Raw genomic sequence first — 26,812 nt, forward strand, 5'->3', positions numbered from 1 at the left:
GTAATAATGATACAAGAGCAACAAGAGAGTAAGTTGGAAGTTGGTCAAACGTTTCCTGTGACAATTAAACGTCTTGGGATTAACGGAGAAGGCGTTGGTTATTTTAAGAGACAAGTTGTTTTCATTCCAGGGGCATTACCAGGAGAAGAAGTTGTTGCTGAAGCAACGAAAATTCAGCGTGGCTTCGCTGAAGCGAAAGTGAAAAAAATTCGTAAATCATCACCACATCGTGTGAAAGCACCATGTTCAGTATATGAGGAGTGTGGTGGCTGTCAATTGCAGCACCTAGATTATAAAGAACAATTAAATCAAAAGCGTGATATCGTTGTACAAGCATTCGAGAAGTATATGAATGACAGTCTAGAAGAGAAAATTCGCCCGACGCTTGGTATGGAAAATCCATGGCATTATCGTAATAAAAGTCAATTGCAAGTGGGGCGTAAAGACGAAAAGGTTATTACAGGGTTATATAAGCAAAACTCACATCAGTTAATTGATATTTCTCATTGCATGATTCAACATAAAGCAACGAATGAAGCGACAAAAGTTGTAAGACGTATATTAGAAAAATTAAATGTTTCTATTTACAATGAGAAAAAACAAAAAGGTTTAGTACGCACAATTGTGACACGTACTGCAGTTCAAACAGGGGAAGTGCAAGTCACACTTATTACAACAAAAGAAGAATTACCAAATAAAGATCAATTTATCGCAGAAGTACAAAAACAAATGCCAAGTGTTAAATCAATTATGCAAAACGTAAACTGGCGTAAAACATCTGTTATTTTCGGGGATAAAACATTTAAATTAGCTGGAAAAGAAGTAATTCAAGAAACACTAGGTGATTTATCATTTGAATTATCAGCACGCGCATTTTTCCAATTAAATCCAGAACAAACGGTTGTTTTATACGATGAAGCGAAAAAAGCAGCTGCTTTAACAGGAAACGAGAAGATTGTGGATGCGTATTGCGGTGTCGGTACAATTGGACTTTGGCTTGCGAATGATGCAGCGGAAGTACGTGGTATGGATGTAATTCCAGAAGCGATTGAAGATGCAAAGAAAAATGCAAAACGCCACGGATTCACAAATGCAAAGTATGAAGCTGGTAAAGCAGAACAATGGTTACCGAAATGGGTGAAAGAAGGCTGGAGTCCAGATGTCATTGTTGTCGATCCACCGCGTACAGGTTGCGATGATAAATTACTTGAAACGATTTTAAAAGTGAAACCGAAACAAGTTGTTTACGTGTCTTGTAATCCATCCTCATTAGCACGTGATGTGCAAACATTAATGAAGAGTTATGAAGTGGAGTATGTGCAACCAGTTGATATGTTCCCACATACAGCTCATGTAGAAAATGTAGTGAAACTTGTTAGAAAGTAACATTCAATAAGGATATGTCCCTCACAAAGCAGGAGTTATGTGAGGGTATATTTTATTTAGCGAATGGAAGTAAGGAGAATACGATGAACAATTATAAATTGACGATTCAATATGACGGTGCGCGTTATAAAGGGTGGCAACGTCTTGGGAATAATGACAATACGATTCAGGGGAAAATCGAAAGTATAATATCTGAAATGGTCGGAAAAGAAACTGAAATTATCGGCTGTAGTAGAACGGATGCTGGTGTACACGCTTTGAATCAAGTAGCTAACTTTCAAAGTGATGAGAAGTTAGTAGAACATAAAGTGAAAAAGTATTTAAATCAATATTTACCAAATGATATTAGTATTACGAGTGTAGAAGAAGTACCAGATCGTTTCCATGCTCGTTACAATTCTAAAGCAAAAACATATCTGTATAAAATTTGGAATGAAGAGCATACGAACCCATTTATGCGTAAATACAGCATGCACGTGAATAAACAATTAAATGTAAAAAGCATGAAAGAAGCTGCGAAACATTTAATTGGTTCACATGACTTCACTGCTTTTTCAAATGCAAAGTCTAAGAAAAAATCTATGGTTCGAGAAGTGTATACACTTGATGTTTTCGAAGAATCAGGATTTGTACAAATTAGAGTAAGTGGTAACGGATTCCTTCATAACATGGTGCGAAAAATTGTTGGAGCATTAATTGAAGTTGGATTAGGACAATTAGAGGCGGACGCAATTCCAAACATTTTAGAGGAAAAACAGCGTAATCAAATTAATTGCCTTGCTGAGGCGAGTGGTTTGTATTTGGAGAATGTTGAATTTTAATAATAAGTAAAAAAATCGAGCTGATAAGGCTCGATTTTTTTTGCACTTTGAAATTAAGAAGATTTTTCTTTCTTCATACGTAGCTTCAAATTCCAAAAAGCAGCAAGCATAATAGCTGCAAAGGAGCCACTAATTATGCCTAATAGCTTTGCATGAGGAAAGCTGCTCATATCAATGAATAGCATTATACATAGGATGGTAGGGAAAAGGCCTAAATAGTGTAATAATTTTAACTTGTTATCATTACTCATATATATCGCCCCTTTCTATCAGGTCACATGTATATTGTAACATATTTTTCCAAATGATTAATTACACTTGGAGAGATATTCATCCCGCTATTTGCGGGCAGTAAGACTCCCACATCAAAATTCGGCGAATGCGAGGGAGTTAGGTGGGAGTCGTGCTGCCCGTAAACGCCCAATTGGTGTGGGCTAATAATCAGTGGGGAATGGACAAAACCCCCACTAATTAAAGTTTCAATTTATTTCAAATGTGTAAATGCAATTTTTTAATTCGATATTGTAAGTTTTGTCTGCTTAATCCTAAAAATTTTGCGGCTTGTGAGATATTACCTTTATTTTCTTTAAGAATTTGATGGATATATTTCTTTTCCATTTCTTCGATTATACGTTTTAAATTTTGTGGCGTATCAGTATTGTGACTAGTTAGCGGAGTCTGCATATTGAGTTCCTTTTTTGCTAGTTCGCGAAAGTGCGTTGGCATATGGAACGCTGTAATGATATCTTCATCTTCTATTAAGTTCATGGAGCCTTCAATTATATGTTCTAGTTCTCTCACATTACCAGGCCAATCGTATTTATAGAAGAAGTTATTTACGTTTAAATCTACATCTTTTACGCTAAGATCAAATTGGATATTGTATTTTTCAATAAAGTGTTGAACAAGATATGCAATATCTTCTTTTCGTTCCCGTAAAGGTGGAAGACATAAAGTAACAACGCTTAATCTGTAATATAAGTCTTGCCTTAATCGATTGTGTGCTATGGCTTCAAGAGGATCTTCATTAATAGTTGCTATAATACGAACATCAATTTCTTTTTCTTGTGTGCCTCCGATTCTTCGTATTGTTTTTTCTTGTATAGCCCGCAGCAATTTAGCTTGAAGTGTTGGACTTAATGAGTTGATCTCATCTAATAACAAAGTCCCGCCGTTTGCTTCTTCAAATAAACCAGGTTTATCTATTGCTCCTGTAAAAGCACCTCGATTTGTACCAAATAGTAGACTTTCCATTAAGGTTTCTGGTATAGCGGCACAGTTTTGCGAAATAAATGGTTTTGTTGAACGCTGGCTTTCATTATGGATGCTTTGCGCAAATAGCTCTTTACCGGTCCCTGTTTCTCCAATGATAAGTATGGAGGAGGATGTACGTATTACTCTCTTTGCCTCTGCAATGACCGATTGAATAGCTCTAGAATCACCAATTATGTGATCAAAGGTAAACTTAGTATTTTGTTTGCGAGAAAGGTTCGTTTTCATTGTTTGCTTTAAATGACTAATCTCTTTTGAAATTTCAATAGCGCCTTTAATTTTTCCATTTTCTATTATAGGAAAAGTATCGTTAATCGTCGTAATCTCTTGTCCTTTATTGTTAAAATACGTTTGTTTTATATTTTTGTTTGTTTTTCCAAGTTTTAATGCTTCTATAAGAGTACTATTTTTATTTTCTTCAAATGCAAATACTTCTAAAGGATTTTTGTCTAGCACATCAGAACGATCCATTGATTCAATGTCCATCATTTTGCGGTTATAGATAATCGTTTTACTTTCCTCATTAATAATATGAATCCCAATATCTAGTTCATTTAGTAAAGTTTCATATAGCATATTCATTTCAATAATCTTTTTAAAATTGATTTCTTCTGTATGCATGTATTATCTTCTCCTCGTTATACCCTATGAAGACTGACTTTTTATAATTTTATTAAAATTCTCATAAAATCGCAAAATTTTTTTGCTATTTTCTCTTAAAACTTTTCAAATGATAGAAAAATTTTGCGGTTATGCAGATTTTTTTCGTAAGAAATCCCAATTTTACATAGGTGTTGAGGTTGGTACGTATTTTGCATGAATAGTAGTTGAGATCTCTAAATTTAAAGAGTAGGGGGATTAGGAATCTTTATAGGTTATGCAACGTTTCAGTGCCAATGAATAAGAGGGAGGAATTTATAAAGTGAAGACGGTTATAGAAGGCGTGTATAGTCCTTGTTACGGGAAAGTAGAGAAATTATTTGTTACTGAGAGTTCTTACGTATATGAGTGGGAGAAATTAGCGTTAATTGAAACAATAGATAAGCAGCAAGTGGAAATTAAAGTGGGAATCAGTGGTTATATCGAATCATTAGAAGTGGTAGAAGGAGAAGCTATCGCTGATCAAAAACTATTAATAACAGTGAGAGATGACCTTTTAATAACGGGTAGTGATTAATAGTAGTAATATATATTTTGCTCTTTTAAATAATTATTTTTACTATGAAGGGTTTTAAAAACGCTTACATTAAAAGGGTTTGCTAAGTGAAAAGGGGGGATTTATATGATGGATCAAAACCAGGGATTAAAAAGGGAATTGAAAAGTCGGCACATATTTATGATTGCACTCGGGGGGGTTATTGGTACAGGACTTTTTTTAGGATCGGGTTATACAATTCATGAAGCTGGACCTGGAGGGGCAATTGTAGCGTATCTTGTCGGTGGGTTTGTTATGTATTTAACGATGCTCTGTCTAGGAGAGTTAGCGGTTGCGATGCCTGACGCAGGATCTTATCAAACGTATGCTACAAAGCATATTTCCCCTGCAGCGGGTTATGTAGTGGGATGGATGTCGTGGCTAAACTGGTCTGCTACGATAGGTATTGAATTAATTGCAGTTAGTATTTTGATGAAACGATGGTTTCCTGATGTACCGTCATGGATTTGGTGTGTAGGGTTTGCAGTGTTGCTCTTTGCTATTAATGCATTATCTTCAAGAAGTTTTGCGGAAGTTGAATTTTGGTTTGCAAGTATTAAAGTAATTACAATCATTGCATTTATTATTTTGGGCGGGGCAGCAATGTTTGGTTTTCTAGATATGAAAGGAAATGAACCAGCACCAATGTTTTCTAGCTTTACTGATTATGGTGGATTATTCCCAAATGGATTATCGGCTATTTTAATTACGATGATTGCAGTTAATTTTTCCTTCCAAGGAACAGAACTAGTTGGTATTGCAGCTGGTGAGAGTGAAAATCCAGAGAAAACTATCCCGAAGGCAATTAATAATACAGTTTGGCGCATACTTATTTTCTTTGTACTATCTATTTTTATTCTTGCGGGACTATTTCCTTGGCAGCAAGCAGGCGTGATAGAAAGTCCATTCGTAGTTGTATTTGATAAAATAGGTATTCCTTATGCGGCTGATATTATAAATTTCGTTATTATTACAGCTGTATTATCAGTTGCGAATTCAGGATTATATGCAACTTCCCGTATGCTATGGTCGATGTCGAATCAAGGAATGATTAGCCCGATTTTTGGTAAATTATCTAAAAACGGTGTTCCTATTTATGCATTGATTGTAAGTACGTTTGTAGGGTGCCTCTCATTACTATCAGGTATTTATGCGGAAGATACAGTTTATTTATGGCTTCTTTCAATTGCAGGGTTCGGAGCGATATTAGTTTGGGCATCTATTGCTTTATCTAACCTATTAGCTAGAAGGACATACTTAAAGCAGGGCGGAGATATTAAGGATTTGAAATTTAAAACACCACTGTATCCATTTGTTCCAATTCTTGCGTTAGTATTAAATTTAACTGTAATTGTTGGCATGGCTTTTATTCCGGAACAAAGAATGGCATTGTATTGTGGTATTCCATTTATGATTATTTGCTTACTGTTTTACCGTGCTACAAGAAATAAGGGAAGTAAAGTAGAACATATTGAAAAGACAAATACAACAGAAGTAGAAAGTTTACCCCGCATTAACGGGCAGTAAAACTCCCACCTCAAAATTCGGCTGGAGCAAAGAAGTTAGGTGGGAGATCAACTGCCCGTAAACGCCCGATTGGTGAAGGCTAATAATTAGTGGGGAATGAACACCCCCCCACTAATTATAGTTTCACTTTATAATATTGATTAATTTGGAGACTGTAAGATTGTAAACAGTCTCTTTTTTTGTGAAAATAAAGCTGGAAACATACCACGTATGCAAAGGGGAATTAGCAATGAATCAAGAAGTTTCACAGCTATTAAAACAAATTGATTTACGAAAAGACGAGCTACTAGAACTTACAAAAGCTTTAATTCGCTTTGAAACACCAGCACCACCAGCAAGAAATACAAATGAGGCGCAAGAATTTGTGGCAGAGTTTCTAAAAAAACGAAATTTTAGTATTGATAAATGGGATGTATATCCGAATGATCCGAATGTTGTTGGAGTGAAAAAAGGGACAGCAAGTGAGTCACATAAAAGTCTCATTATTAATGGGCATATAGATGTTGCAGAAGTATCAAAGGACGAGCCGTGGGAAACAAATCCGTTTGAGCCGTTTATAACAGATGGTTGGTTAGTTGGGAGAGGCGCGGCAGATATGAAAGGTGGACTAGCTGGAGCCTTATTTGCTATTCAGCTTTTAGAAGAAACGGGGATTGAATTACCTGGGGATTTAATTTTTCAATCGGTAATTGGCGAAGAAGTAGGAGAAGCAGGGACACTTCAATGTTGTAAGCGTGGTTATGATGCTGATTTTGCAGTAGTAGTGGATACGAGTGATTTACATATGCAAGGACAGGGCGGCGTAATTACTGGATGGATTACTGTGAAAAGCCCGCAAACGTTTCATGATGCAACACGTAGACAAATGATCCATGCTGGAGGACGTCTATTTGGAGCGAGTGCGATTGAGAAAATGATGAAAATTGTGCAAAGCTTACAAGAATTAGAGCGTCATTGGGCAGTCATGAAAACATATGAAGGCTATCCATCTGGAACAACTACAATTAATCCAGCTGTTATTGAAGGAGGACGTCATGCGGCATTTATTGCGGATGAGTGCCGATTGTGGATAACCGTACATTTTTATCCAAATGAAACGCATGAAAAAATAATAGAAGAAATAGAAGAGTATTTAGGAAAAGTGGCAGCAGCAGATCCATGGTTAAGCGAGAACCCACCACAATTTAAGTGGGGTGGAGAATCAATGATTGTGGATCGTGGCGAAATTTTTCCTTCTTTAGAAGTAGATAGCGAACATGTTGCTGTAAAAACTCTAAGTTCAGTACATGAATCTATTTTATCTAAAAATGCAATTTTAGATATGTCAGCAACGGTAACTGATGGCGGTTGGTTTAGTGAGTTCCACATTCCAGCGATTATTTATGGACCAGGAAAACTAGAAGAAGCACACTCTGTAAATGAGAAAGTTGAAGTGGAGCAGTTAATTGAATTTACAAAAGTAATTACTGCTTTTATATATGAATGGTGTCATACGAGAAAATAAGAAAATAGTTTGATTTTTGAATCGTGCGAGTGAGTATGCTTGTACGATTTTTTTGTAACTATTTCAGAGGTGGATAAATTCAATATCTGAAATAGCTTGTTATGCTGTTTATGTTCTTCGTTTGACTTCAATTAATTTCTCTTTAGCTAATTCAACGGCAATGGCATCATCTAAATAGCCAATTGGAAAAAGATAATCGGGGATAATGTCTGTTGATAAAATGAAATATAGTAGGGCACCCCCAATAATTGCACGTTCTTCGTTTGAAATGGTTTCTGTACAAAATTGTTGGTACATACTTGTTAATTGTTCAATGAAAGGGCCGGCACTATCAATTTGTTCTAGTTTACTTTTGAAACTCTCGTGAATACGTTTTTCGCCTTCAGTAGTTTGAGCATAGCGCTCGTAATTTTCAAGTTCTTGTTTCACACGAGTTGTTGTGTACTCGAAGTCGAATAGGTTAGAGGATTGTAATGTTTGCTGAATTGTATCGAGAGATGTGTACATATCTGCTTTTTCCTTATTTATGTGTGGAGAGTCAGGATACATTTCATCAAGTAATAATTGCGGTGGAACTTGTAGACATTTTGCGAATTTTTGTAAATGATTTTGCTTCGGTTGTTGTTTGCCATTAATTATTCTTGAAATTGTTGCAGGATCAATATTTGTCAGTGTTCCTAGTTGGCGCATAGATAGAGCGCGCTCCTTTAACAGTTTCTTTATTAATTTACCGAGCCGCTCATTTGGATTTTCATTGGGCATAATGTAGGCACTCCTTTTCTAGTTTTTATCGTTGAAAAAATGTTGAGCATTTATTACAAGTATATGAAACAGACAAGCACAGTTGCTCAACATTTTCATAATATGCATTGAAAAGTGAGAAAGGGGTGACTGTACGATGAGTACAGCGGGTTTATTTTCAATTTTTTTAATCGGGATTGCGTCTAATTTAGATAATGCAGGTGTTGGGATTGCATATGGCATTCGTAAAATTCGAATTTCGTGGTTCAACAATTTTATCATCGCATTTTTTGGATTTTCATTTACTTTACTAGCTGGATTTTTTGGGAATTGGATCGCATTATTTATTTCAGAGTTCACAGCAAACCTTATTGGAGCAATTGTTTTAGGAATAATTGGGGTGTTTATTTTATGTCAGCCTTTCTTGAGTCAACAAGATACCCTAGGATCTAAAGATGGTAGTGTACTTATAGGGATTTTACGTGATCCAGAAAAAGCAGATTTTGATGGTTCTAAAACAATTAGTTTTTCTGAAGCAATTGTTTTAGGAGTTGCATTATCCATAAATAATATTGCAGGTGGATTTGATGCTGGAGTAACAAATTTAAATCTTTGGCTTACGGCATGTATTTCTGGGATTTTTAGTTTTATTTGTATTAGTGGTTTTATGTATGTTGGTAAAAGATTTTTAGCTGAATACTTAGGGAAATGGGCAACTATAATTGCAGGTGTGTTATTAATTCTTATTGGAATTGATCAATTGTTGTAAGAAGGATAGAGAAAACAGTATTCGAGTATTTCCTTGGAAATACACTAAGAAATTGCATATATCGACGTGAAATCTTTTCACGGTAATGAAAATTTGTAAGTATTATCCAATGTTTGTGCAAAAGGTTTAAAAAAATAAAAGCACCTGTATAGGTGCTTTTTAGCGTATATCTTCAATTAGTTGTGCACATTCTTCATCATGCATACTGTACTCACTTAAAACTTGAATACAAAGCCATTTTAGTTCTTCAATACTATGCTCAAGTTCTTCGGGAAGTACATGGTAAATGTCTTCAAGTCCCATTCCGAAATGAATAAGTTCTAGTACTTGATCATCGATGTTCCGATCCATTAATAGTTCAAGCACTTCTAAATTGAATATGTATCGGTGAGCTTCATCGAGTGAAACAACTTTTAGTTTCAAACTTTCTACAATACTCAATATGAAAAGGAGAATTGTTTTTTCGAGAACAGGTTGTTTCTCCATTTGAAATATGAGTTTCATCTTTTACACCTCCACATACAGCGCTAGGTTGTACTATATTATTCAGGAGGGGGGAACAAATATGCATAATAAAGAGAACTTTTATTACTGTTTTTTTGAATTGTGTTGATGCCTAGTAGAACGGACTTTTTCGTGAAATAAAAAATCCTGCCAATATAGCAGGATAACTTCTAAATTAAAACATACTCCAACCTTCTTGGGCAGAAAGTAATTCGAGAATTTTAAAACCAGCGATACTATTTCCGTTTGCATCTAAAGCTGGTCCGAAAATACCGATTCCCATTTCGCCTTTTACGCAGCCGAAAATGCCGCCCGCTACACCACTTTTTGCAGGGATTCCAACACGAATTGCAAATTCACCAGATTCATTATACATCCCGCAAGTAACCATAAATGTTTTACAGATTTTCGTAATATGTTTAGGGATGATCTGTTTCTTTTTATATGGATCATATCCATCCATTGCAAAAATTAAGCCAATACGTGCTAAATCGATACAGTTTACTTCAACTGCACATTGACGAGTGTATAAATCCATAAGTTCTTCAATATCACAATCGATAATGCTGTTTTGTTTCATGTAGTAACAAAGTGAACGGTTCAAGTAAGCAGTCTCTAATTCTGAATTAGCAACTGTAGAAGAATAATTAATAGTAGGATTATCTGTTATTTCACGTACAAAATGAAGAATATGCTCCATTTTTTCTTCGTTATCTTTTCCAGCTAACATGCTTGTAATAGCTAGTGCTCCTGCATTAATCATTGGATTAAGAGGTTTGGAAGGACTTGTCGTTTCTAACTTAATAATAGAATTAAAAGGGTCACCAGTTGGCTCCATTCCAACTTTAGAAAATACATATTCTTCACCACGATCTAAAAGAGCAAGTGCAAGTGTAATTACTTTGGAAATACTTTGAAGAGTAAATAGTGTTTGTGAGTTGCCAGCATGGATATATTCTGTTTCTTTATGGAAAATGGCAATCCCTAAATCAGCTGGATCTGCATTTCCTAGTTCGGGGATATAAGTAGCAAGTTTTCCTTTTTTCGTATATGGTTTTACTTGTTCTAACAACTGCTGTAAGTTGTTTGTTTCAATGCACTGCATAGTACCAACGCTCCTATTTCGAATTAACTAAGTTTACTTTTCCCGATATGCTCGGAAATAAATAATAACATGAAAAAGTGGAATGATAAAACGAAAGTTATTTGTGCGATAATAAGTTTTTTTGTCTGTATATTGTGTAGCTAACAAGGAGAATTTTCCTTTTATATAACAGTTTGGAAATAGAAAACTTATCCATAAAAAGTTCGCAAATAAAAACTACACATCTATACAACTATATGTTATTATGGTTATGTAATAGAAAGCGTTTTCTAAAGCGTACTTATAATGATAACGATTTCATAAATTTGATAGGGGGAATTAAAATGTTGCAGTTTTTACAACGTATTGGTAAAGCGTTAATGCTTCCAATCGCAGTACTACCAGCAGCAGGATTATTGCTTCGTTTAGGACAAGAAGATGTATTTAATATTCCTGTTATGGCACAGGCCGGTGCAGCAATTTTTGATAATTTAGCACTTATTTTTGCAATTGGTGTTGCAATCGGTTTGTCTATTGATGGTAGTGGAGCAGCAGGACTTGCTGGGGCAATCGGATATCTTGTTTTACAAAATACAACGAACGCTCTAAGTAAGGCCTATTCAGCAGCAGAGCTGAATGATAAATTAAAAAGTGTTCAGGATTTAGTCGGTTCAGCAGATCCAACTAAATTAGCAGATACAATGACAAAAGTTTCAAAAGCAGCGGCGTTAACGCCAAAAATAAATATGGCCATACTTGGTGGTATTATTGCTGGGGTTGTTGCGGGGTTACTATATAACAAATTCCATAAGATTAAATTACCAGAATGGTTAGGTTTCTTTGCGGGGAAACGTTTCGTACCAATCATTACTTCTATTGTAATGCTTCTTTTAGGATTAGTATTCGGTCAAATTTGGCCAACAATTCAAAGTGGTATTGATGCGGTAGCACACGGCATCGTGAACTTAGGTTCAGTTGGTGCTGGTTTATTCGGATTATTAAACCGTTTATTAATTCCAATCGGTTTACACCACGTAATGAACACATACTTCTGGTTTGTACTTGGTGACTTTACAAACGCAGCTGGTGATATCGTTCATGGTGATATTGCACGTTTCTTTGCAAAAGATCCATCAGCAGGTATGTTTATGACTGGTTTCTTCCCAATTATGATGTTCGGTTTACCGGCAGCATGTTTCGCAATGATTGCGGCTGCTAAACCAGAAAAACGTAAAATGGTTACAGGTATGTTAGGTGGTCTAGCATTAACTTCATTCTTAACTGGTATTACAGAACCAATTGAATTCTCATTCATGTTCTTATCACCAGTATTATATGGTATTCATGCAGTATTAACAGGTCTTTCTTTATTCATTACAACGACACTGGGCATTCATGATGGTTTCTCATTCAGTGCCGGTGCAATCGATTACGTTTTAAACTTTGGTATTGCAACAAAACCAGTGTTACTAGCTGGAATCGGTTTAATTTACGCAGCAATTTACTTTGTAGTATTCTACTTCTTAATTAAGAAGTTCGACTTAAAAACTCCTGGTCGTGAAGATGATGATGAGTTAGTTGAAGATGGAGACGCACCAGTTGCAGGTTCAATTGGTGAAACTTATGTAGCTGCTTTAGGTGGAAAAGACAATTTAACAGTTATTGATAACTGTGCAACGCGTCTACGCTTACAAGTGAAAGATGCAGGTTTAGTAAATGAGCCGGCATTAAAACGCGCAGGTGCAAAAGGTGTTATGAAATTAAGTAATACAAGTGTACAAGTTATCGTAGGCACAAACGTTGAATCTGTTGCCGATGATATGAAAAAACACGTGTAAATAGTTAGATAAGAGGATATCCAAAAAGATTGATAACAACAGTCTTTTACAGGATATCCTCTTTTTTTGTTAATTTTTTAAAGGGAATCTTACTTTTATAAATTTTCTTTTTCTTTTTTGAACATATAGGTTGGTAATATGTTCGGTGCGTGATACAGTAGTGATGACATAAAATGGAGTGTCCATAATCTGCGAAAATGATTTGAAATAAGTCTTGTGTAGATGAATTAAATTATCGGTAAATAAGGGGAAAAAGGTAATCATGGATCAGGAAAAAAATACTGTTAATGGGAAAGCAAATCGGTCGATTGTATACATAAAAAGAACAATCATTCTAGCCCTACTACTGTCACTTGTATATTTCATGTATACAAAAATTGTTGCGCATAATAAAAAAGAGGAAACTTTAAAAGCAGCAGCAGAAATGAAGAAGCAAGAAGAGTTGAAAAAGAAAGAAGAAGAAAAAAAGAAGCAAGAAGCACAAAAACAAAAAGAGCAGGAAGAACAAGTGAAACAAGCGCAAGCTATAGAGCAGCCTGCTGAAGGACCGCCTCAAGAAATTAATGAAAACGCTCAATTGGATCAATATTTACAAAACGCAGGATTTAGTGGAACAGCTGTTATTGTGAAGAACGGAAAAGTTCTTTTGAATAAAGGATACGGTATGGCGAACAAAGAGAAGCAAGTACCGAATAATTCAGAAACGACCTTTTATATTGGCTCTATTTCAAAGGCATTTGTAGCGACTGCTATTATGCAATTAAAAGATCAAAATAAATTACAAGTAGAGGACACGGTTGCAAAATATATTCCAGATTTTCCTCAAGGTAATAGCATTCAGCTAAAACATTTATTAACACATACATCAGGGATTCCAGAATATGAGCAGGGAACAGAAGATATCTCTCATGAAGAGTTGATAAAACGGATAGGAAAGCAAAAGCGTGTTGGGAGTCCAGGAGAAAAATGGAAATACTCCGATTCGAACTATTCGATACTTGCCTATATCGCTGAGAAGGTAAGTGGACAACCGTTAGAAGAATACATTAAACAACATATTTTTGCGACAGCTGGTATGAAACATTCTGGTTTCGGTAAAGCGTTAGAGCAAACAAGGTTTCCGTCGACAGGTTATAAAATAGTAAATAACAATATGACAACACCTAATATTCCAAGTATGTCACAACTATATGGTTGTGGTGATATATATACAAGTGCACATGATTTATATTTATTTAATGAAGCACTCTTCTCTGGAAAGTTAATTTCAAAAGAGAGCTATGATCAAATGTTTACGGCCGTGAAAAAGGATTACGGATTTGGTTGGTATGTAGACCCAGGAAGTTATTCAAATCATGGTGTAATGCCAGGATGGAATTGCTTAAATGGATTTAGTAAAAACGGAAGTGTGTATGTCGTTTTATTATCTAACATTCAAAACAACATTAAATCGTTTGGTAAAGTGAATAACGACATTTATACAATGTTACGAAATATAGAAGTGTAAAAGACTGTCCTTTTGGATAGTCTTTTTTGCATTGAGGAAATATATGTGCGGTGCGATAATGAAATAAATGGAAAAGGGGGAGGTTTATGAGTATACATAAGCATCATGCACGCAATGCGAAACGAACTTTGTTTATAGCTATCATTGTATGGATTATCGTTGTAATTGGATTAGTTATGGAATATAAAAAAGGAACAATATTCACTTCAGATAAAGAAATCCTGAAATTAATAGGTATTTTGCTACCAGCGTTTGGATTACTAATATATAGTTTTATAGAAAAACGAAGAGCAAAAATGCTTAAACAGGACAATTGTAATATAGGGAGCTCTAGATTATTTGAACAACAAAAGTTCGTTGTTCGTAGAGAGGTAGGGGTATTTCAAGTAATAACGTACTTTGGATTAGATGGCAAGGCAGTAGGGTTTTTAAAAGAAGAGTATAATTCCGTTATTCAAAGTATATGGAAAGGTGCACTTTCTTTTCTTTTTAAGGGACTACATAAGCAACAATTTTATTTATATAATCAATCGGGAGAAAGATTGCTGCGTGTTCAAAAGAAGATGGGCGTGCGTAACTTCTATATATTTTATAGTATAGATGGAAAGAAAATTGGAGAGTTGAAACAAGTACTAAGTTTAACAAAATGGGAATGGATATTTTTAGAGATGAATGGTAAGGAAATTGGTAAAGTGACTGGGGACTTTTCAGCAACAATGCAGAAAATAGACTGGCAAGATGGAACACATATTGATGTGAAAGAAGATGGTATTCCGTTAGAAGCTGCAAAATATTTTTCGGCAAGTGGTGGATCCCTTGTTACAGTTTCTATATCCGAACAAGCAGAATTATCAAGAGCGGTATATTACGGCGTAGCTGCCATTGTGACAATTAAAAATTAAAGATTAGCAAAGAGATAGATGGGAAACCATCTATCTTTTTTTATGCTCTGAAACAATTATTTCTTTTAGAAAATGTATGCCTTACCTATCACAAAAAAACCTGCTTTGTATAAATTAAGATGTATGGATGTGAATTTTTGTACTTTAAAAATAATAGGAGGAGAAGCATATGTGTCTGTTCAAAAAATATTGGCATAAATTATCCAGACTGTTTAATAGACAATTAGGTTATTTTTTAGATGACAAGTTACTGCCTGCTGTGGAACGACTTTTATTTTCGCAAAACTTCGCGAGGTTTATTCAAAGAAATTCTAAGCAAGCTATGGAAGAATTTATAGAATCAAGTCAATTTCAATCTATTATTTGTAACATTTTAAAAGAATGCAATACATCACCTTTTAAAGAAATTGCAAAGCAATATTTAGGGAAAAACGTAGAAATTACTGTGACAGTTGGACAGTTAACAGGTGTTATTGTAGCAGTTGGTGACGATTTCTTAACGCTGCAAGAAGGAATAGGAACAGAAGTTTTATTACCATTTACAAGTATTATATCAATGAAAGAAGCGTAAGAAAGGAGACTTATATATGTTATTTACTGATGAATTGCGTAACCATGTTGGTGAGTTAGTGCAAGTTGTGACAGCTGTAGAAGTTGTTGCAGGTATTCTTTTATCTGTGACGGATGGGGCAGTAAGTGTTCGTACTTCTCCTTCTTATGGACCACCGGAAGATGTAGTTGTGCGTACTCTTATTATTTCATATGTTCGCTTGGAAGGGTAAGAGTGATACAAATATGAGAGTATCAGTTGTTATCCCAGCGCACAATGAAGCGAGTACTTTATATCAAGTCCTAGTAGAAGTGAAGAAGCTCGAGCCTTATGAAATTATCGTAGTCGATAATGGATCGACAGATGGAACGAAAGAAATAGCGTTACAACATCATTGCCGTGTGATTCATTATAAACATTCTCTTGGTAATGATGTTGGACGGGCAATTGGAGCTAGAGAAGCAAAAGGTGAAATTGTATTGTTTTTAGATGGTGACATCGTTATTGAGAGTAAAGAGCTACAACGTTTCGTGAAAGGAGTTCAGCAAGGGCATCAAATTGTTGTGAATAATTTAACATGGTCTGTTTATTTAAAGATGAGACCACACTATACGACAGTTGGGAAATTCATGTTGAATCGTTATTTGAATAAAAAAGAGCTTGTTGTTGGTTCTTTAATCGCAATTCCACATGCGATGAATCGGGATGTTATTGAGAATCTTGGGTGGTGGAATTTAGCAGATCCAGCACTATTTCAAGCGATGGCGATGTCTAGAGGAGTAGATATTGCCGATATGGCTTCGGTCGATGTAATTCACACGAATAAGGTTCGTCCTGTGCATACGGGTACATCACCTGGTTCTCCTTATCCGAAAGCGACTAGTCGTATTATGGGTGATCATTTGCGTGCTTTGCAATACGTAATCGAAACATATGGTAAACGCGGCGGTTTTTCGGAGGGAAACAGGGATAGAGAGTTTATAGGGAAGTATAAACCGGTTTTATTACAAAAGGAAAAAGCGAAATACAGTGCGATTATACCAGTATCAGAAGAAAAAATGACTATAAGATCTGTTATACAAGAAGTGAAAAAAGCAGGTATAGATGAAATTATAGTTGTTGCGAATGGAGCGGATGCGGAGACAATTAAACAAGCAAAACTAGAGAATGTTATTGTAGTTGAATTCGCGAAGGCACTTGGACATAATGTAGCTCGAGCGATAGGGGCTATGCATGCTACGGCAGATATTTGTTTATTTGTTGATGGTGATTTTGCTATTCCGGCAAAAAAGCTAATTCCATTTTTGCATGCTATTGAAGACGGAAATGATGTGGCGTTAAATGATTTGCAATGTTTGTTAGATATGTTTCACCCGGCAGATCCAATTAGTATGGGGAAATATTTCATGAATTTGGTAGCGAAACGACCAGATTTATGGAACAACTCATTAACGGCAGTGCCACATGCTATGCATAAAAAAGTAATAGAGAAGATTGGATACGAGGCCCTCGTTATTCCACCGTTAGCTCAAATGAAAGCTATTCTAGCTGATTTTTCTATAAGCGCAATAGATTTTGTTGATGTTATAAAACCGAACCGTATACGTCCAGAACAACACGGGTTTGTAAACGGACGAATTCCTGCATTTGATCGTATTTTCGGAGATCAGCTTGAGGCGATTGCTTATTTATTACAGCATACGAATGAGCGCGGGAGTTTTACGGATGGAGAAAGGGATAGAGATATAATACTACAATTGAGAAGGGAAGAAGAGAATATAGATGAATGCTAGTAGTAAAGTAACCATTATTGGATTAGGATATGTTGGCCTTCCTTTAGCGGTCCTTTTTGCAGAAAGAGGACATGCTGTACTTGGATTAGATAAGGATACTAGGAAAATAGAATCAATTATAAAAGGAGAAAGTTATATTCCTGATGTGTCTTCTAAAGTATTACAAGGCTTAATAAACGAAAGAAAATTAATAGTGAATACACCAGATAAAGGTGTTGCGGATTTTAAGCATAGCGATTATGTCATTGTGACCGTGCCAACCCCAATTAATGAGCAGAAAGAACCAGATTTAAGTGCCCTCATTTCAGCCTCTTATTATATACAACAAAACCTTCAAAAAGGACAAACCTTCATTTTTGAAAGCTCCACATATCCAGGTACACTGGAGGAAGTTATCATTCCGATTATTTCTCAAACAGGTAAAAAGGTAGGAGAAGATTATTATATTGGCTATTCTCCAGAACGAATTGATCCAGCGAATAGCCAGTATTCAGTCCAAACTATTCCGAAAGTTATTAGTGGACAAACCGAGCAGTGTAAACAAAAAGTACAGGATTTGTATAGCGCTATATTTGATGTAGTCGTTCCAGTTAGCTCTCCGAAAGTGGCCGAGATGTGTAAGCTATTTGAAAATATTCAGCGCTTAGTTAATATTTCATTAGTAAATGAGTTAAATATACTTTGTGAAAGTTTGAATGTTAATTTTTATGAGGCGCTTGAAGCTGCATCTACAAAACCGTTTGGATTTACTCCATATTGGCCAGGTCCAGGGATAGGGGGACATTGTATTCCAGTAGACCCTTTATATTTTCAATGGAGAATAAAAAAGAGTGGAGCAATTAGTCAATTAATTGAGGCGGCACATGTAATTAATGAAGAAATGCCAGAGAAAATAATTGGGAAAATAAAAGGTATGGTGCAATCACCCGCAACGGTGTTAATTGTAGGGGTTGCGTATAAGAAAGATGTAAATGATCTGAGAGAATCACCAGCGTTGCCAATTATTCAATTATTAATAAAAGAAGGGTACAAGATAGAATATCATGACCCTTATATTTCTTCAGCGAAAATTGGGGATACACTATATCAATCCATTCCATTAGATGAACAAAGAATTAAACAAGCAGATTGTATTTTAATTGTAACTGATCACTCTAGTATCGATTGGAAGCTCTTTAAAGGAATTGAGCGATTAATAGATACACGTGGAATTATAAAGAAGGTGAGTGTATGAGTAAAAAATGTTTAATTACAGGTGGAGCAGGATTTATTGGATCGCATTTAGCTGAAGAATTGGTGAAAAGAGGTTATGAAGTTACTATTGTTGATAACTTCTATAAAGGAAAAAATAAATATCATAATGAGTTAATGAAAGAGATTTCAGTTATTCCAATAAGCGTGTTAGATAAAAGTTCAATTTATGAATTAGTAAATCAACATGATGTGGTGTTTCATTTAGCTGCAATTTTGGGAGTCAAAACTACAATGGAAAAAAGTGTAGAGCTTATTGAAACGAACTTTGATGGAACGAAAAACATTTTGCAAGCAGCATTAAAAGGGAAGAAGAAAGTAGTTTTCGCATCTACTTCGGAAGTATACGGAAAGGGAAAACCTCCATTCTCTGAAGAAGGAGATCGTTTATACGGTGCAACTTCCAAAATACGTTGGAGTTATGCAATTTGTAAAACGTTAGAGGAAACATTGTGTTTAGGGTACGCATTAGAAGGCTTACCTGTAACGATTGTTCGTTATTTTAATATTTATGGTCCAAGAGCGAAAGATGGTCCGTACGCAGGAGTAATTCCACGATTTATTCGTGCGGCTTTGCAAGGTGACGATATTCTCGTGTATGGAGATGGAAAGCAGACACGCTGCTTTACGTATGTAAGTGATGCGGTCGAGGCAACGATTCGTGCAATGGATGAGAAGGTAAATGGTGAAATTATTAATATAGGTTCTGAGAATGAAAAAAATATAAGGGAAGTAGCGGAAGATATAAAAAAATTAACGAAGTCTGTTTCCAAAATTGTGCACGTTCCATTTGAGGAAGTATATCCACATGGATTTGAAGAAATTCCAAATCGAAAGCCGGATGTAACGAAATTAAGAGAACTTGTTCAGTTTCAAGCGAAAGTAACGTGGGAACAAGGATTGAAAGAAACTATTAAGTGGTTTCGTGAAGAAAACAATGGCTAAGTCGTTATCAGTTATTATTCCCGTATGTAATGAAGTAGATACGATTTCAGACGTGGTTCAATCGGTAAAACTATTAAACCCAGTAGAGATTATTGTAGTAGCAAATGGTTGTAATGATGGTACAGAAGCGATTGCTGAGAGCTTAGGATGTACAGTAATCCAGCATAAAGAGTCACTTGGTAACGATGTTGGACGCGCAGTTGGTGCAAAACATGCGATAGGTGATGTATTACTGTTTGTAGATGGTGATTTTGCTATTCGAACTTCACAATTGCAATTATTTCTTAATCCAATTTTATATGATCAGGCTGATGTAGTTTTAAATAATTTAGACGCATTATTTTTAAAGAAACAAAAACCACATTCTATTACAGTATGGCGCCAAATATTAAATGCAATGTTAGAGCGTGAAGAATTAAAAATTGATTCTTTACTATCTGTACCTCATGCGCTGACGAAGGAAGTTGTGCAAAATATTGGATACGAATGTTTTGTTAATCCTATTGTGGCTCATCTACGCCTAGCACAAAGTAAATGGAGAATTAGCCGTCATTGTGCGATTGATGTTATTACTCCGAATAAATTTCGCCCACTCGAGCATGCTGCATACGGCGCGAATCTTGCTCATTCCGAAAAACGAATGATAGGCGATCATATAGAAGCTGTAGCAGAAAGGATATTAGGCAGTGATACGCGCGGGGGATATTGCGATGGAAATAGGAAAAGAGATAGTGTCTACCATACTCTAAATTTTGAAGACCTTTATCAAGGATGGGGCATTACATCTAATTTGTATAAAGGACAGCAATTATCGGTTATTATTCCTGTGCAAAATGAAGAGATGACGATTGGAAAGATTATAGAAGAGCTTCGCAAAATTGAACCATTGGAAATCATTGTTGTTGTAAATGGTTCGTCCGATAAAACGGCAACAATTGCAAAAGACAAGGGAGCAACAACAATTGTGTATAAAGAAGCACTTGGAAACGATGTGGGGCGTTCACTTGGAACTTATTTTGCAAAAGGAGAAATTGTTTTATTTATAGATGGTGATTTTGTTATCCCAGCTAGTGAGCTATATCCCTTTGCAAAAGCTATTGCAGATGGAACGGATGTCGCATTAAATGATTTAAATCATTATTTAGATTTGAGAGTACCACTTCATCTTGTAACAGCATTTAAATATGCATTAAATTTAGCTTGTGATAGAAAAGATTTAGGAGTAGGCTCTCTTATTGCGGTTCCTAATGCGTTTAGTCGTACTTGTTTGAAGGAAATAGGGTATAAATCATTATTGTCACCTTGTGTAGCACAAGTGAAAGCTGTACTTTCAGGTTTTGAAATCGCTTGTGTAAGTCGTATCGATGTTGATAAGATGAACCGTATTCGTCCCAGTGAACATTTCGCAAAAATAGGTCATCCTCCAGCTGTCCTTCGAATTATTGGTGATCATATAGAAGGATTAGAGCAATTAATTGCATTAACAAACAGTCGTGGTGGATTTTACGATGGAAATAGAAAAAGAGATGTTTTATCCCGCTTTAACGGGCAGTAAGACTCCCACCTCAAAATTCGGCGAATATGAGGAAGTTAGGTGGGAGATAACTGCCCGTAAAAGCCCGATTGGTGAGGGCTGATTAAAGTTTCACTTTATAGTGGTAACAAAAAAAGTGTACAACATATGTACACTTTTTTTCTCTGTTATAAAACTATAACAGATTAGGAGATAAGAGTATTACAGCTCTACAATGGGTATCGTTCTTATATTACAAAATAGGCCTCGTATATAAGGGTACCAAAAAATACAATTAAAGAAAGGGTTAATTATAAAGACTTTTAAACGAGGTTAACACTACGAGTGTAGTAGTTTGTTCAACGTTTCACAAACATGTCACAACTATTTCGTCCACTCCCGAAAAAAAGTAGTATTCTAAGTGTGTAAGCTGTTATATAAAAAATCGTAGTCCTGTACTAATCAAAAATGGAGGAGATTAGGATGACTCAAGTATTAGAAAATGTAAAAAACGCGTGGGAAAACTTTAAAGGTGAAAAATGGAAAGCAGAGATTGATGTTCGCGATTTCATTTTAAATAATATGAACGTTTACGAGGGAGAAGACTCTTTCTTAGCGGAAGCAACTGAAGCAACGAAAAAACTTTGGGATCAAGTAATGGATTTAACAACAAAGGAACGTGAAAACGGTGGCGTTCTTGATATGGATACAAAAATTGTTTCTTCTATTACATCACATGAACCAGGATATTTAAATAAAGATATTGAAAAAGTGGTCGGTTTCCAAACTGATAAACCATTTAAACGTTCTTTACAACCATATGGTGGTATTCGTATGGCGGAACAAGCTTGTGAAGCGTATGGATATGAAATGGATAAAGAACTTAGCAAGATTTTCAGAGACTGGCGTAAAACTCATAATCAAGGTGTATTTGATGCATACACACCAGAAATGAAAGCGGCTCGTAAATCAGGTGTTATTACTGGTCTTCCAGATGCATATGGACGTGGACGTATTATCGGTGACTATCGCCGCGTAGCGCTATATGGTATAGATCATTTAATTGAAGCGAAAAAAGCTGATTATAATTTAACTGGCGGTGTAATGAGCGAAGATACAATGCGTTTACGCGAAGAATTATCTGAGCAAATGCGTGCACTTCAAGAGTTAAAACAGATGGCTGCTTCTCATGGATTCGATATTTCTAAGCCAGCTACAAATGCACAAGAGGCCTTCCAATGGTTATACTTTGCTTATCTTGCAGCAATTAAAGAGCAAAACGGGGCAGCAATGAGCCTTGGACGTACCTCTACATTCTTAGATGTTTACATTGAAAGAGATTTAGCAAATGGTACTTTAACAGAAGAAAAAGCACAAGAAATTGTTGATCATTTCATTATGAAATTACGTCTTGTGAAATTTGCAAGAACGCCTGATTACAATGAACTATTCTCTGGAGATCCAACTTGGGTAACTGAATCTATCGGTGGTATGGCGTTAGACGGTCGTCCGTTAGTAACAAAAAACTCATTCCGTTTCTTGCATACATTAGATAATTTAGGACCAGCACCAGAACCAAACTTAACAGTTCTTTGGTCTAAACAATTACCGCAAAACTTTAAAAACTACTGTGCAAAAATGTCTATTAAAACATCAGCAATTCAATATGAAAATGATGACATTATGCGTTCTGACTACGGTGATGACTACGGTATTGCTTGTTGTGTATCAGCAATGAGAATTGGTAAACAAATGCAGTTCTTCGGAGCACGTGCAAACTTAGCGAAAGCATTACTATATGCGGTTAACGGTGGTAAAGATGAAAAGTCAAAAGCACAAGTTGGTCCTGAATACGCACCAATTACTTCTGAAGTATTAGATTATGAAGAAGTTATGCGTAAATTCGATATGACAATGGAATGGTTAGCTGGTCTATACTTAAATACATTAAATGTAATTCACTATATGCACGATAAATATAGCTATGAACGTATTGAAATGGCACTTCATGATACAAATGTTCTTCGTACAATGGCAACAGGTATCGCTGGATTATCTGTAGTAGCAGACTCTTTAAGTGCAATTAAATACGCAAAAGTAAAACCAATTCGTGATGAAAATGGTATTGCAGTTGATTTTGAAATTGAGGGAGATTTCCCTAAATACGGTAACAATGATGATCGTGTAGATGAAATCGCAGTAAATCTTGTGAAAACATTTATGAACAAGCTTCGCAAACATAAAACATACCGTAATTCTGTTCATACAATGTCAATCTTAACAATCACATCTAACGTTGTATACGGTAAGAAAACTGGTAACACTCCAGATGGACGTCGTACTGGAGAACCATTTGCACCGGGGGCAAACCCAATGCATGGCCGTGATACAAAAGGTGCATTAGCGTCATTATTATCTGTAGCTAAATTACCATATGAAGATGCACAAGATGGTATTTCAAATACATTCTCTATTATTCCAAAAGCACTTGGTAAAGAAGATGATGTACAAGTACGCAACTTAGTATCTATGCTTGATGGATATGCAATAAAAGAAGGACACCACTTAAATATTAACGTATTTAACCGTGAAACATTAATGGATGCAATGGAGCACCCTGAAAAATATCCACAATTAACAATTCGTGTATCTGGTTACGCTGTTAACTTTATTAAATTAACTCGTGAACAACAAATTGATGTAATTAACCGTACAATGCATGAAAGCATGTAAGTGAAAAAAGTGTTCCTCCGCTTTTAATATATAGCGGAGGGAGGCTGTTTCAATAAAGGAGGAAGTAACATGGTAAAAGGAAGAATACATTCTGTAGAGTCTTGCGGTACTGTTGATGGCCCAGGGATTCGTTATGTCATATTTACACAAGGGTGTTTATTACGTTGTCAATATTGTCATAATGCTGATACGTGGGAAATCGGTAAAGGTAAAGAAATAACAGTTGAAGAAGTGATGCAGGATGTGACATGTTACCTTCCATTTATTGAAGCTTCTGGAGGCGGTATAACAGTTAGCGGTGGAGAGCCACTATTACAGCTAGACTTCTTAATTGAGTTGTTTAAAAAGTGCAAAGAAGCTGGTATCCATACAACAATTGATTCTTCGGGCGGTTGTTATTCTGAAGAACCAGAATTCCAAAATAAGCTAGATATTTTAATGGATTATACAGATTTAGTTTTATTAGATTTGAAGCATATTGATTCAAAGAAACATCGTAAATTAACAGGGAAACCAAATGAACACATTTTACAATTTGCTCGTTATTTATCGGATAGAAAGAAACTAATTTGGGTAAGACATGTATTGGTTCCCGGTGTTACCGATGGTGAAGAGGATCTGCAAAAATTATCAAACTTTATTCAAAGTCTATCTAATGTTAAGAAAGTGGAAGTGTTACCATATCATAAACTCGGTGTTTATAAATGGGAGGCACTTGGACATAAGTATCCACTTGCGGATGTGAATCCACCGACAGAAGAAAATGTTGAGCATGCAAAACATATTTTAAAAGCAGTCTAATCCAAATATTGGATTAGACTGCTTTTTGTTTCTTTACCCCGCTATTTGTGGGAGCCCTGCTGCCCGTAAACCCCCACTGATTATTAGCCTTCACTTTATAATAAAATCTAGAGTATATATTTAGAAAAGAGTATACTGAAGAGAGAATATCCATATTTTTGTAAAGGATAGGCGGAGAAATTTACATAATTGTAAAGGGAAAACAAAATAGTAAAAAGAATTAAGAAGTAAAAGAGTGAGTATCATGAAATATAGAACATTTGTAAGTTATTGCGAAAGCCCTTATAGAAAAGTATAATATAAAGATATGAGCACAGATAGGATTAAGGGGTCAATCTTATATGCTTTGCATATCCACGACAGGTACATAGCTAACAGGGGAATATTGGAATCCGAGTATGTAATGTTTAAGGAAAATGTTTTTCCTATTGTCGTATATGCAATATGGAGAAACAAAAAGCTAGGAGTGGATTTGTTTGATAAAAAACCCCAAGGTTTTAATATTAACTGCACATTACGGTAACGGTCATGTGCAAGTAGCGAAAACATTAGAACAAACCTTTCGTCAAAAAGGAATCAAAGATGTAATTGTATGCGACTTGTTTGGAGAATCACATCCAGTTATAACCGATATTACAAAATATTTATATTTAAAAAGCTATACGGTAGGAAAAGAATTATATCGTTTGTTTTATTATGGTGTAGAGAAAATTTATGATAAAAAAATAGCATCTTGGTATGCGAATTTTGGAAGAAAGCGTTTGAAGACGCTATTACAGGTGGAGAAACCGGATATTGTTATTAATACCTTTCCAATCATCGCTGTACCAGAATTGAAAAAGCAAATAGGTATTTCTATTCCTGTTTATAACGTATTAACGGATTTTTGTGTGCATAAAATATGGATCCATCGAGAAGTAGATCGTTATTTTGTAGCAACCGATCATGTGAAAAAAGTGATGGTTGATATCGGTGTACCTGCAGAGCAAATTGTTGAAACAGGGATTCCGATTCGCAGCAGTTTTGAGCTAAAGATAAATCCAGCAATTATATATAATAAATATCAGTTATGTAAGGATAAAAAGATGTTACTAATTGTAGCAGGTGCTCATGGTGTGCTAGGGAGTGTAAAAGAGCTATGCCAGTCATTTATGTCAGTACCAAACTTACAAGTAGTTGTCGTTTGTGGGAAAAACGAAGCTTTAAAGCAGGATTTAATGGAACTACAGGAACAAAGTTCTGATGCTTTAAAAGTATTTGGTTATGTTGAAAACATTGATGAGTTGTTCCGTGTTACTTCTTGTATGATTACGAAGCCAGGTGGTATTACATTAAGCGAAGCAGCAGCATTACAAGTACCTGTCATTTTATATAAACCTGTCCCAGGACAAGAGAATGAAAATGCGTTGTATTTTGAAAAAAAAGGGGCTGCAGTTGTCATTCGTGATGATAGTGAAGTTTTTGCAAAAACAGAGGCGTTATTACAAGATGATATGAGGCTTCTTCAAATGAAAGAAGCAATGAAAAGTATTTATCGTCCTGAGCCAGCTGGTCATATTGTGGATACAATTTTGGCAGAAAATCATGCAGAGCCGAATCATATACCTATTAAATCACCAGCTCTTGCCGAATCTTTTACTTAATATGAAACCCCTCTTTTAAGCATTTAAAGGGGGTTTTTTTATTGTTGTAAAAAAAGTAAACGTGAATTATTAACTTATCCACAAGGTATTACGCTTCTATTAGACAGTAAAATCGGAATATTAACAACTATATCCACATAGTCCACAATTTTTAGAAAATTATCCACAATTCTCACGTTTAGAATTCATTTAAATAGATGAATTCGTAAAATACTTTTGGAATTTATGCACAATTCTACGATTTTTGTGGATAAAGTTGTCCACAAAAAAGATTCCTTATTTATAAGGAACCTTTTTTGTCAATCTATTGGAAAATCTTATGTAATGAAACTGAATAATTAGGGGGGAAACCTTCTAATTATTCAGTTTCACTTTAAATGCTTTTTGAGCGATAGCCCGCTGCACGATCTGCTTTTCGAAATTCTCGTTGATAGAGAACTTCTTGTGTACTAGATAATGTGTTTTTTGCTTTATCACGTTTCTTTTTATCCATTACAAATCACCTCGTGTCCTAAAGTCACTATCTATCGTTT

At 35.5% G+C, this 26,812-nt stretch carries 24 protein-coding genes; 18 read left to right on the plus strand and 6 right to left on the minus strand.

Features of this window, described 5'->3' with window-relative positions; translation table 11 throughout:
* The first annotated feature begins 6 nt into the window (after positions 1-6).
* Together rlmD and truA are read left to right on the plus strand one after the other, a co-directional pair.
* The gene (gene rlmD, locus JTF23_RS14770; protein ID WP_204209080.1) at positions 7-1,386 is read left to right on the plus strand and encodes a 23S rRNA (uracil(1939)-C(5))-methyltransferase RlmD; all 1,380 of its coding nucleotides are present in this window, start codon (positions 7-9) and stop codon (positions 1,384-1,386) included.
* A gap of 83 nt (positions 1,387-1,469) precedes the next feature.
* On the plus strand, positions 1,470-2,207 hold the full coding sequence (truA, locus tag JTF23_RS14775) for a tRNA pseudouridine(38-40) synthase TruA (RefSeq protein ID WP_199692946.1): 738 nt from the start codon (positions 1,470-1,472) through the stop codon (positions 2,205-2,207).
* 53 nt (positions 2,208-2,260) lie between these two features.
* Here the strand turns inward: truA and JTF23_RS14780 are convergent, their stop codons facing one another.
* Positions 2,261-2,458, minus strand: coding sequence for a hypothetical protein (locus JTF23_RS14780; RefSeq protein ID WP_204209081.1), 198 nt, complete (start codon positions 2,456-2,458; stop codon positions 2,261-2,263).
* A 238-nt stretch (positions 2,459-2,696) separates the two neighbouring features.
* Positions 2,697-4,100, minus strand: a complete 1,404-nt coding sequence (locus tag JTF23_RS14785; RefSeq protein WP_002159400.1) for a sigma-54 interaction domain-containing protein — start codon at positions 4,098-4,100, stop codon at positions 2,697-2,699.
* 301 nt (positions 4,101-4,401) lie between these two features.
* Between JTF23_RS14785 and JTF23_RS14790 the strand changes: the two genes are divergently transcribed.
* The 3 genes from JTF23_RS14790 (at position 4,402) to JTF23_RS14800 (ending at position 7,705) form a co-directional block, all read left to right on the plus strand.
* Entirely contained in the window at positions 4,402-4,656 is a 255-nt protein-coding gene (locus JTF23_RS14790) for a biotin/lipoyl-containing protein (RefSeq protein ID WP_204209082.1), read from the plus strand.
* Positions 4,657-4,761: 105 nt separating this feature from the next.
* A complete protein-coding gene (locus JTF23_RS14795) occupies positions 4,762-6,201 on the plus strand; it encodes an amino acid permease (protein WP_204209083.1) in 1,440 nt (479 codons plus the stop codon).
* 181 nt (positions 6,202-6,382) lie between these two features.
* Positions 6,383-7,705 carry an acetylornithine deacetylase gene (locus JTF23_RS14800; RefSeq protein ID WP_307839189.1) on the plus strand — a complete coding sequence of 441 codons (1,323 nt, stop codon included), beginning with the start codon at positions 6,383-6,385 and terminating at the stop codon, positions 7,703-7,705.
* Positions 7,706-7,813: 108 nt separating this feature from the next.
* Here JTF23_RS14800 and JTF23_RS14805 read toward each other — a convergent pair whose 3' ends face one another.
* Positions 7,814-8,467, minus strand: a complete 654-nt coding sequence (locus JTF23_RS14805) for a helix-turn-helix domain-containing protein (RefSeq protein ID WP_002201865.1) — start codon at positions 8,465-8,467, stop codon at positions 7,814-7,816.
* 136 nt (positions 8,468-8,603) lie between these two features.
* Here JTF23_RS14805 and JTF23_RS14810 point away from each other — a divergent pair, with 136 nt between their 5' ends.
* Positions 8,604-9,215 (plus strand): manganese efflux pump, encoded by a 612-nt coding sequence (locus tag JTF23_RS14810; RefSeq protein WP_204209085.1) that lies wholly within the window; start codon positions 8,604-8,606, stop codon positions 9,213-9,215.
* A gap of 159 nt (positions 9,216-9,374) precedes the next feature.
* Here the strand turns inward: JTF23_RS14810 and JTF23_RS14815 are convergent, their stop codons facing one another.
* Together JTF23_RS14815 and glsA are read right to left on the minus strand one after the other, a co-directional pair.
* The gene (locus JTF23_RS14815; RefSeq protein ID WP_016103267.1) at positions 9,375-9,719 is read right to left on the minus strand and encodes a DUF3969 family protein; all 345 of its coding nucleotides are present in this window, start codon (positions 9,717-9,719) and stop codon (positions 9,375-9,377) included.
* A 175-nt stretch (positions 9,720-9,894) separates the two neighbouring features.
* Positions 9,895-10,824, minus strand: coding sequence for a glutaminase A (glsA, locus tag JTF23_RS14820; RefSeq protein ID WP_002113796.1), 930 nt, complete (start codon positions 10,822-10,824; stop codon positions 9,895-9,897).
* A gap of 323 nt (positions 10,825-11,147) precedes the next feature.
* Between glsA and nagE the strand changes: the two genes are divergently transcribed.
* The 12 genes from nagE to JTF23_RS14880 all read left to right on the plus strand — a co-directional run bounded on the left by nagE (position 11,148) and on the right by JTF23_RS14880 (position 26,279).
* Positions 11,148-12,641, plus strand: a complete 1,494-nt coding sequence (nagE, locus tag JTF23_RS14825; protein ID WP_204209086.1) for an N-acetylglucosamine-specific PTS transporter subunit IIBC — start codon at positions 11,148-11,150, stop codon at positions 12,639-12,641.
* Between the two features lie 262 nt (positions 12,642-12,903).
* On the plus strand, positions 12,904-14,148 hold the full coding sequence (locus tag JTF23_RS14830; RefSeq protein WP_078180138.1) for a serine hydrolase domain-containing protein: 1,245 nt from the start codon (positions 12,904-12,906) through the stop codon (positions 14,146-14,148).
* Positions 14,149-14,234: 86 nt separating this feature from the next.
* Positions 14,235-15,050, plus strand: a complete 816-nt coding sequence (locus JTF23_RS14835) for a sugar ABC transporter ATP-binding protein (protein WP_204209087.1) — start codon at positions 14,235-14,237, stop codon at positions 15,048-15,050.
* A gap of 169 nt (positions 15,051-15,219) precedes the next feature.
* Positions 15,220-15,621: an LSm family protein gene (locus tag JTF23_RS14840; RefSeq protein ID WP_002159391.1), complete on the plus strand. Its 402-nt coding sequence runs from the start codon at positions 15,220-15,222 to the stop codon at positions 15,619-15,621.
* A gap of 16 nt (positions 15,622-15,637) precedes the next feature.
* Complete coding sequence (locus tag JTF23_RS14845) at positions 15,638-15,832, plus strand: hypothetical protein (RefSeq protein ID WP_204209088.1); 195 nt, start codon at positions 15,638-15,640, stop codon at positions 15,830-15,832.
* A gap of 13 nt (positions 15,833-15,845) precedes the next feature.
* A complete protein-coding gene (locus tag JTF23_RS14850; protein ID WP_204209089.1) occupies positions 15,846-17,393 on the plus strand; it encodes a glycosyltransferase family 2 protein in 1,548 nt (515 codons plus the stop codon).
* Positions 17,383-18,627, plus strand: a complete 1,245-nt coding sequence (locus tag JTF23_RS14855) for a nucleotide sugar dehydrogenase (protein ID WP_078180134.1) — start codon at positions 17,383-17,385, stop codon at positions 18,625-18,627. Before JTF23_RS14850 ends, JTF23_RS14855 begins: the two co-directional genes overlap by 11 nt.
* A complete protein-coding gene (locus tag JTF23_RS14860) occupies positions 18,624-19,589 on the plus strand; it encodes an NAD-dependent epimerase/dehydratase family protein (RefSeq protein ID WP_078180133.1) in 966 nt (321 codons plus the stop codon). The genes JTF23_RS14855 and JTF23_RS14860 overlap by 4 nt, the downstream gene beginning before the upstream one ends.
* Complete coding sequence (locus JTF23_RS14865; RefSeq protein ID WP_204209098.1) at positions 19,582-21,144, plus strand: glycosyltransferase family 2 protein; 1,563 nt, start codon at positions 19,582-19,584, stop codon at positions 21,142-21,144. Before JTF23_RS14860 ends, JTF23_RS14865 begins: the two co-directional genes overlap by 8 nt.
* Before the next feature lie 441 nt (positions 21,145-21,585).
* The gene (gene pflB / locus JTF23_RS14870; RefSeq protein ID WP_204209090.1) at positions 21,586-23,835 is read left to right on the plus strand and encodes a formate C-acetyltransferase; all 2,250 of its coding nucleotides are present in this window, start codon (positions 21,586-21,588) and stop codon (positions 23,833-23,835) included.
* A gap of 69 nt (positions 23,836-23,904) precedes the next feature.
* The gene (gene pflA, locus JTF23_RS14875; RefSeq protein WP_002159384.1) at positions 23,905-24,636 is read left to right on the plus strand and encodes a pyruvate formate-lyase-activating protein; all 732 of its coding nucleotides are present in this window, start codon (positions 23,905-23,907) and stop codon (positions 24,634-24,636) included.
* A gap of 476 nt (positions 24,637-25,112) precedes the next feature.
* The gene (locus tag JTF23_RS14880; protein WP_204209091.1) at positions 25,113-26,279 is read left to right on the plus strand and encodes a diglucosyl diacylglycerol synthase; all 1,167 of its coding nucleotides are present in this window, start codon (positions 25,113-25,115) and stop codon (positions 26,277-26,279) included.
* Between the two features lie 373 nt (positions 26,280-26,652).
* Here JTF23_RS14880 and JTF23_RS14885 read toward each other — a convergent pair whose 3' ends face one another.
* Positions 26,653-26,772 (minus strand): YfhE family protein, encoded by a 120-nt coding sequence (locus JTF23_RS14885; protein WP_000358484.1) that lies wholly within the window; start codon positions 26,770-26,772, stop codon positions 26,653-26,655.
* Between the last annotated feature and the right edge of the window lie 40 nt (positions 26,773-26,812).

It is taken from the genome of Bacillus sp. RIT 809 (assembly GCF_016892495.1).
Classification (GTDB): Bacteria; Bacillota; Bacilli; order Bacillales; family Bacillaceae_G; genus Bacillus_A; species Bacillus_A cereus_U.

Coding starts and splice junctions, on each gene's coding strand:
- rlmD (WP_204209080.1), top strand. CDS start 7: ATGATACAAGAGCAACAAGAGAGTAAGTTGGAAGTTGGTCAAACGTTT.
- truA (WP_199692946.1), top strand. CDS start 1,470: ATGAACAATTATAAATTGACGATTCAATATGACGGTGCGCGTTATAAA.
- JTF23_RS14780 (WP_204209081.1), bottom strand. CDS start 2,458: ATGAGTAATGATAACAAGTTAAAATTATTACACTATTTAGGCCTTTTC.
- JTF23_RS14785 (WP_002159400.1), bottom strand. CDS start 4,100: ATGCATACAGAAGAAATCAATTTTAAAAAGATTATTGAAATGAATATG.
- JTF23_RS14795 (WP_204209083.1), top strand. CDS start 4,762: ATGATGGATCAAAACCAGGGATTAAAAAGGGAATTGAAAAGTCGGCAC.
- JTF23_RS14805 (WP_002201865.1), bottom strand. CDS start 8,467: ATGCCCAATGAAAATCCAAATGAGCGGCTCGGTAAATTAATAAAGAAA.
- JTF23_RS14810 (WP_204209085.1), top strand. CDS start 8,604: ATGAGTACAGCGGGTTTATTTTCAATTTTTTTAATCGGGATTGCGTCT.
- JTF23_RS14815 (WP_016103267.1), bottom strand. CDS start 9,719: ATGAAACTCATATTTCAAATGGAGAAACAACCTGTTCTCGAAAAAACA.
- glsA (WP_002113796.1), bottom strand. CDS start 10,824: ATGCAGTGCATTGAAACAAACAACTTACAGCAGTTGTTAGAACAAGTA.
- nagE (WP_204209086.1), top strand. CDS start 11,148: ATGTTGCAGTTTTTACAACGTATTGGTAAAGCGTTAATGCTTCCAATC.
- JTF23_RS14830 (WP_078180138.1), top strand. CDS start 12,904: ATGGATCAGGAAAAAAATACTGTTAATGGGAAAGCAAATCGGTCGATT.
- JTF23_RS14835 (WP_204209087.1), top strand. CDS start 14,235: ATGAGTATACATAAGCATCATGCACGCAATGCGAAACGAACTTTGTTT.
- JTF23_RS14840 (WP_002159391.1), top strand. CDS start 15,220: ATGTGTCTGTTCAAAAAATATTGGCATAAATTATCCAGACTGTTTAAT.
- JTF23_RS14845 (WP_204209088.1), top strand. CDS start 15,638: ATGTTATTTACTGATGAATTGCGTAACCATGTTGGTGAGTTAGTGCAA.
- JTF23_RS14850 (WP_204209089.1), top strand. CDS start 15,846: ATGAGAGTATCAGTTGTTATCCCAGCGCACAATGAAGCGAGTACTTTA.
- JTF23_RS14855 (WP_078180134.1), top strand. CDS start 17,383: ATGAATGCTAGTAGTAAAGTAACCATTATTGGATTAGGATATGTTGGC.
- JTF23_RS14860 (WP_078180133.1), top strand. CDS start 18,624: ATGAGTAAAAAATGTTTAATTACAGGTGGAGCAGGATTTATTGGATCG.
- JTF23_RS14865 (WP_204209098.1), top strand. CDS start 19,582: ATGGCTAAGTCGTTATCAGTTATTATTCCCGTATGTAATGAAGTAGAT.
- pflB (WP_204209090.1), top strand. CDS start 21,586: ATGACTCAAGTATTAGAAAATGTAAAAAACGCGTGGGAAAACTTTAAA.
- pflA (WP_002159384.1), top strand. CDS start 23,905: ATGGTAAAAGGAAGAATACATTCTGTAGAGTCTTGCGGTACTGTTGAT.
- JTF23_RS14885 (WP_000358484.1), bottom strand. CDS start 26,772: ATGGATAAAAAGAAACGTGATAAAGCAAAAAACACATTATCTAGTACA.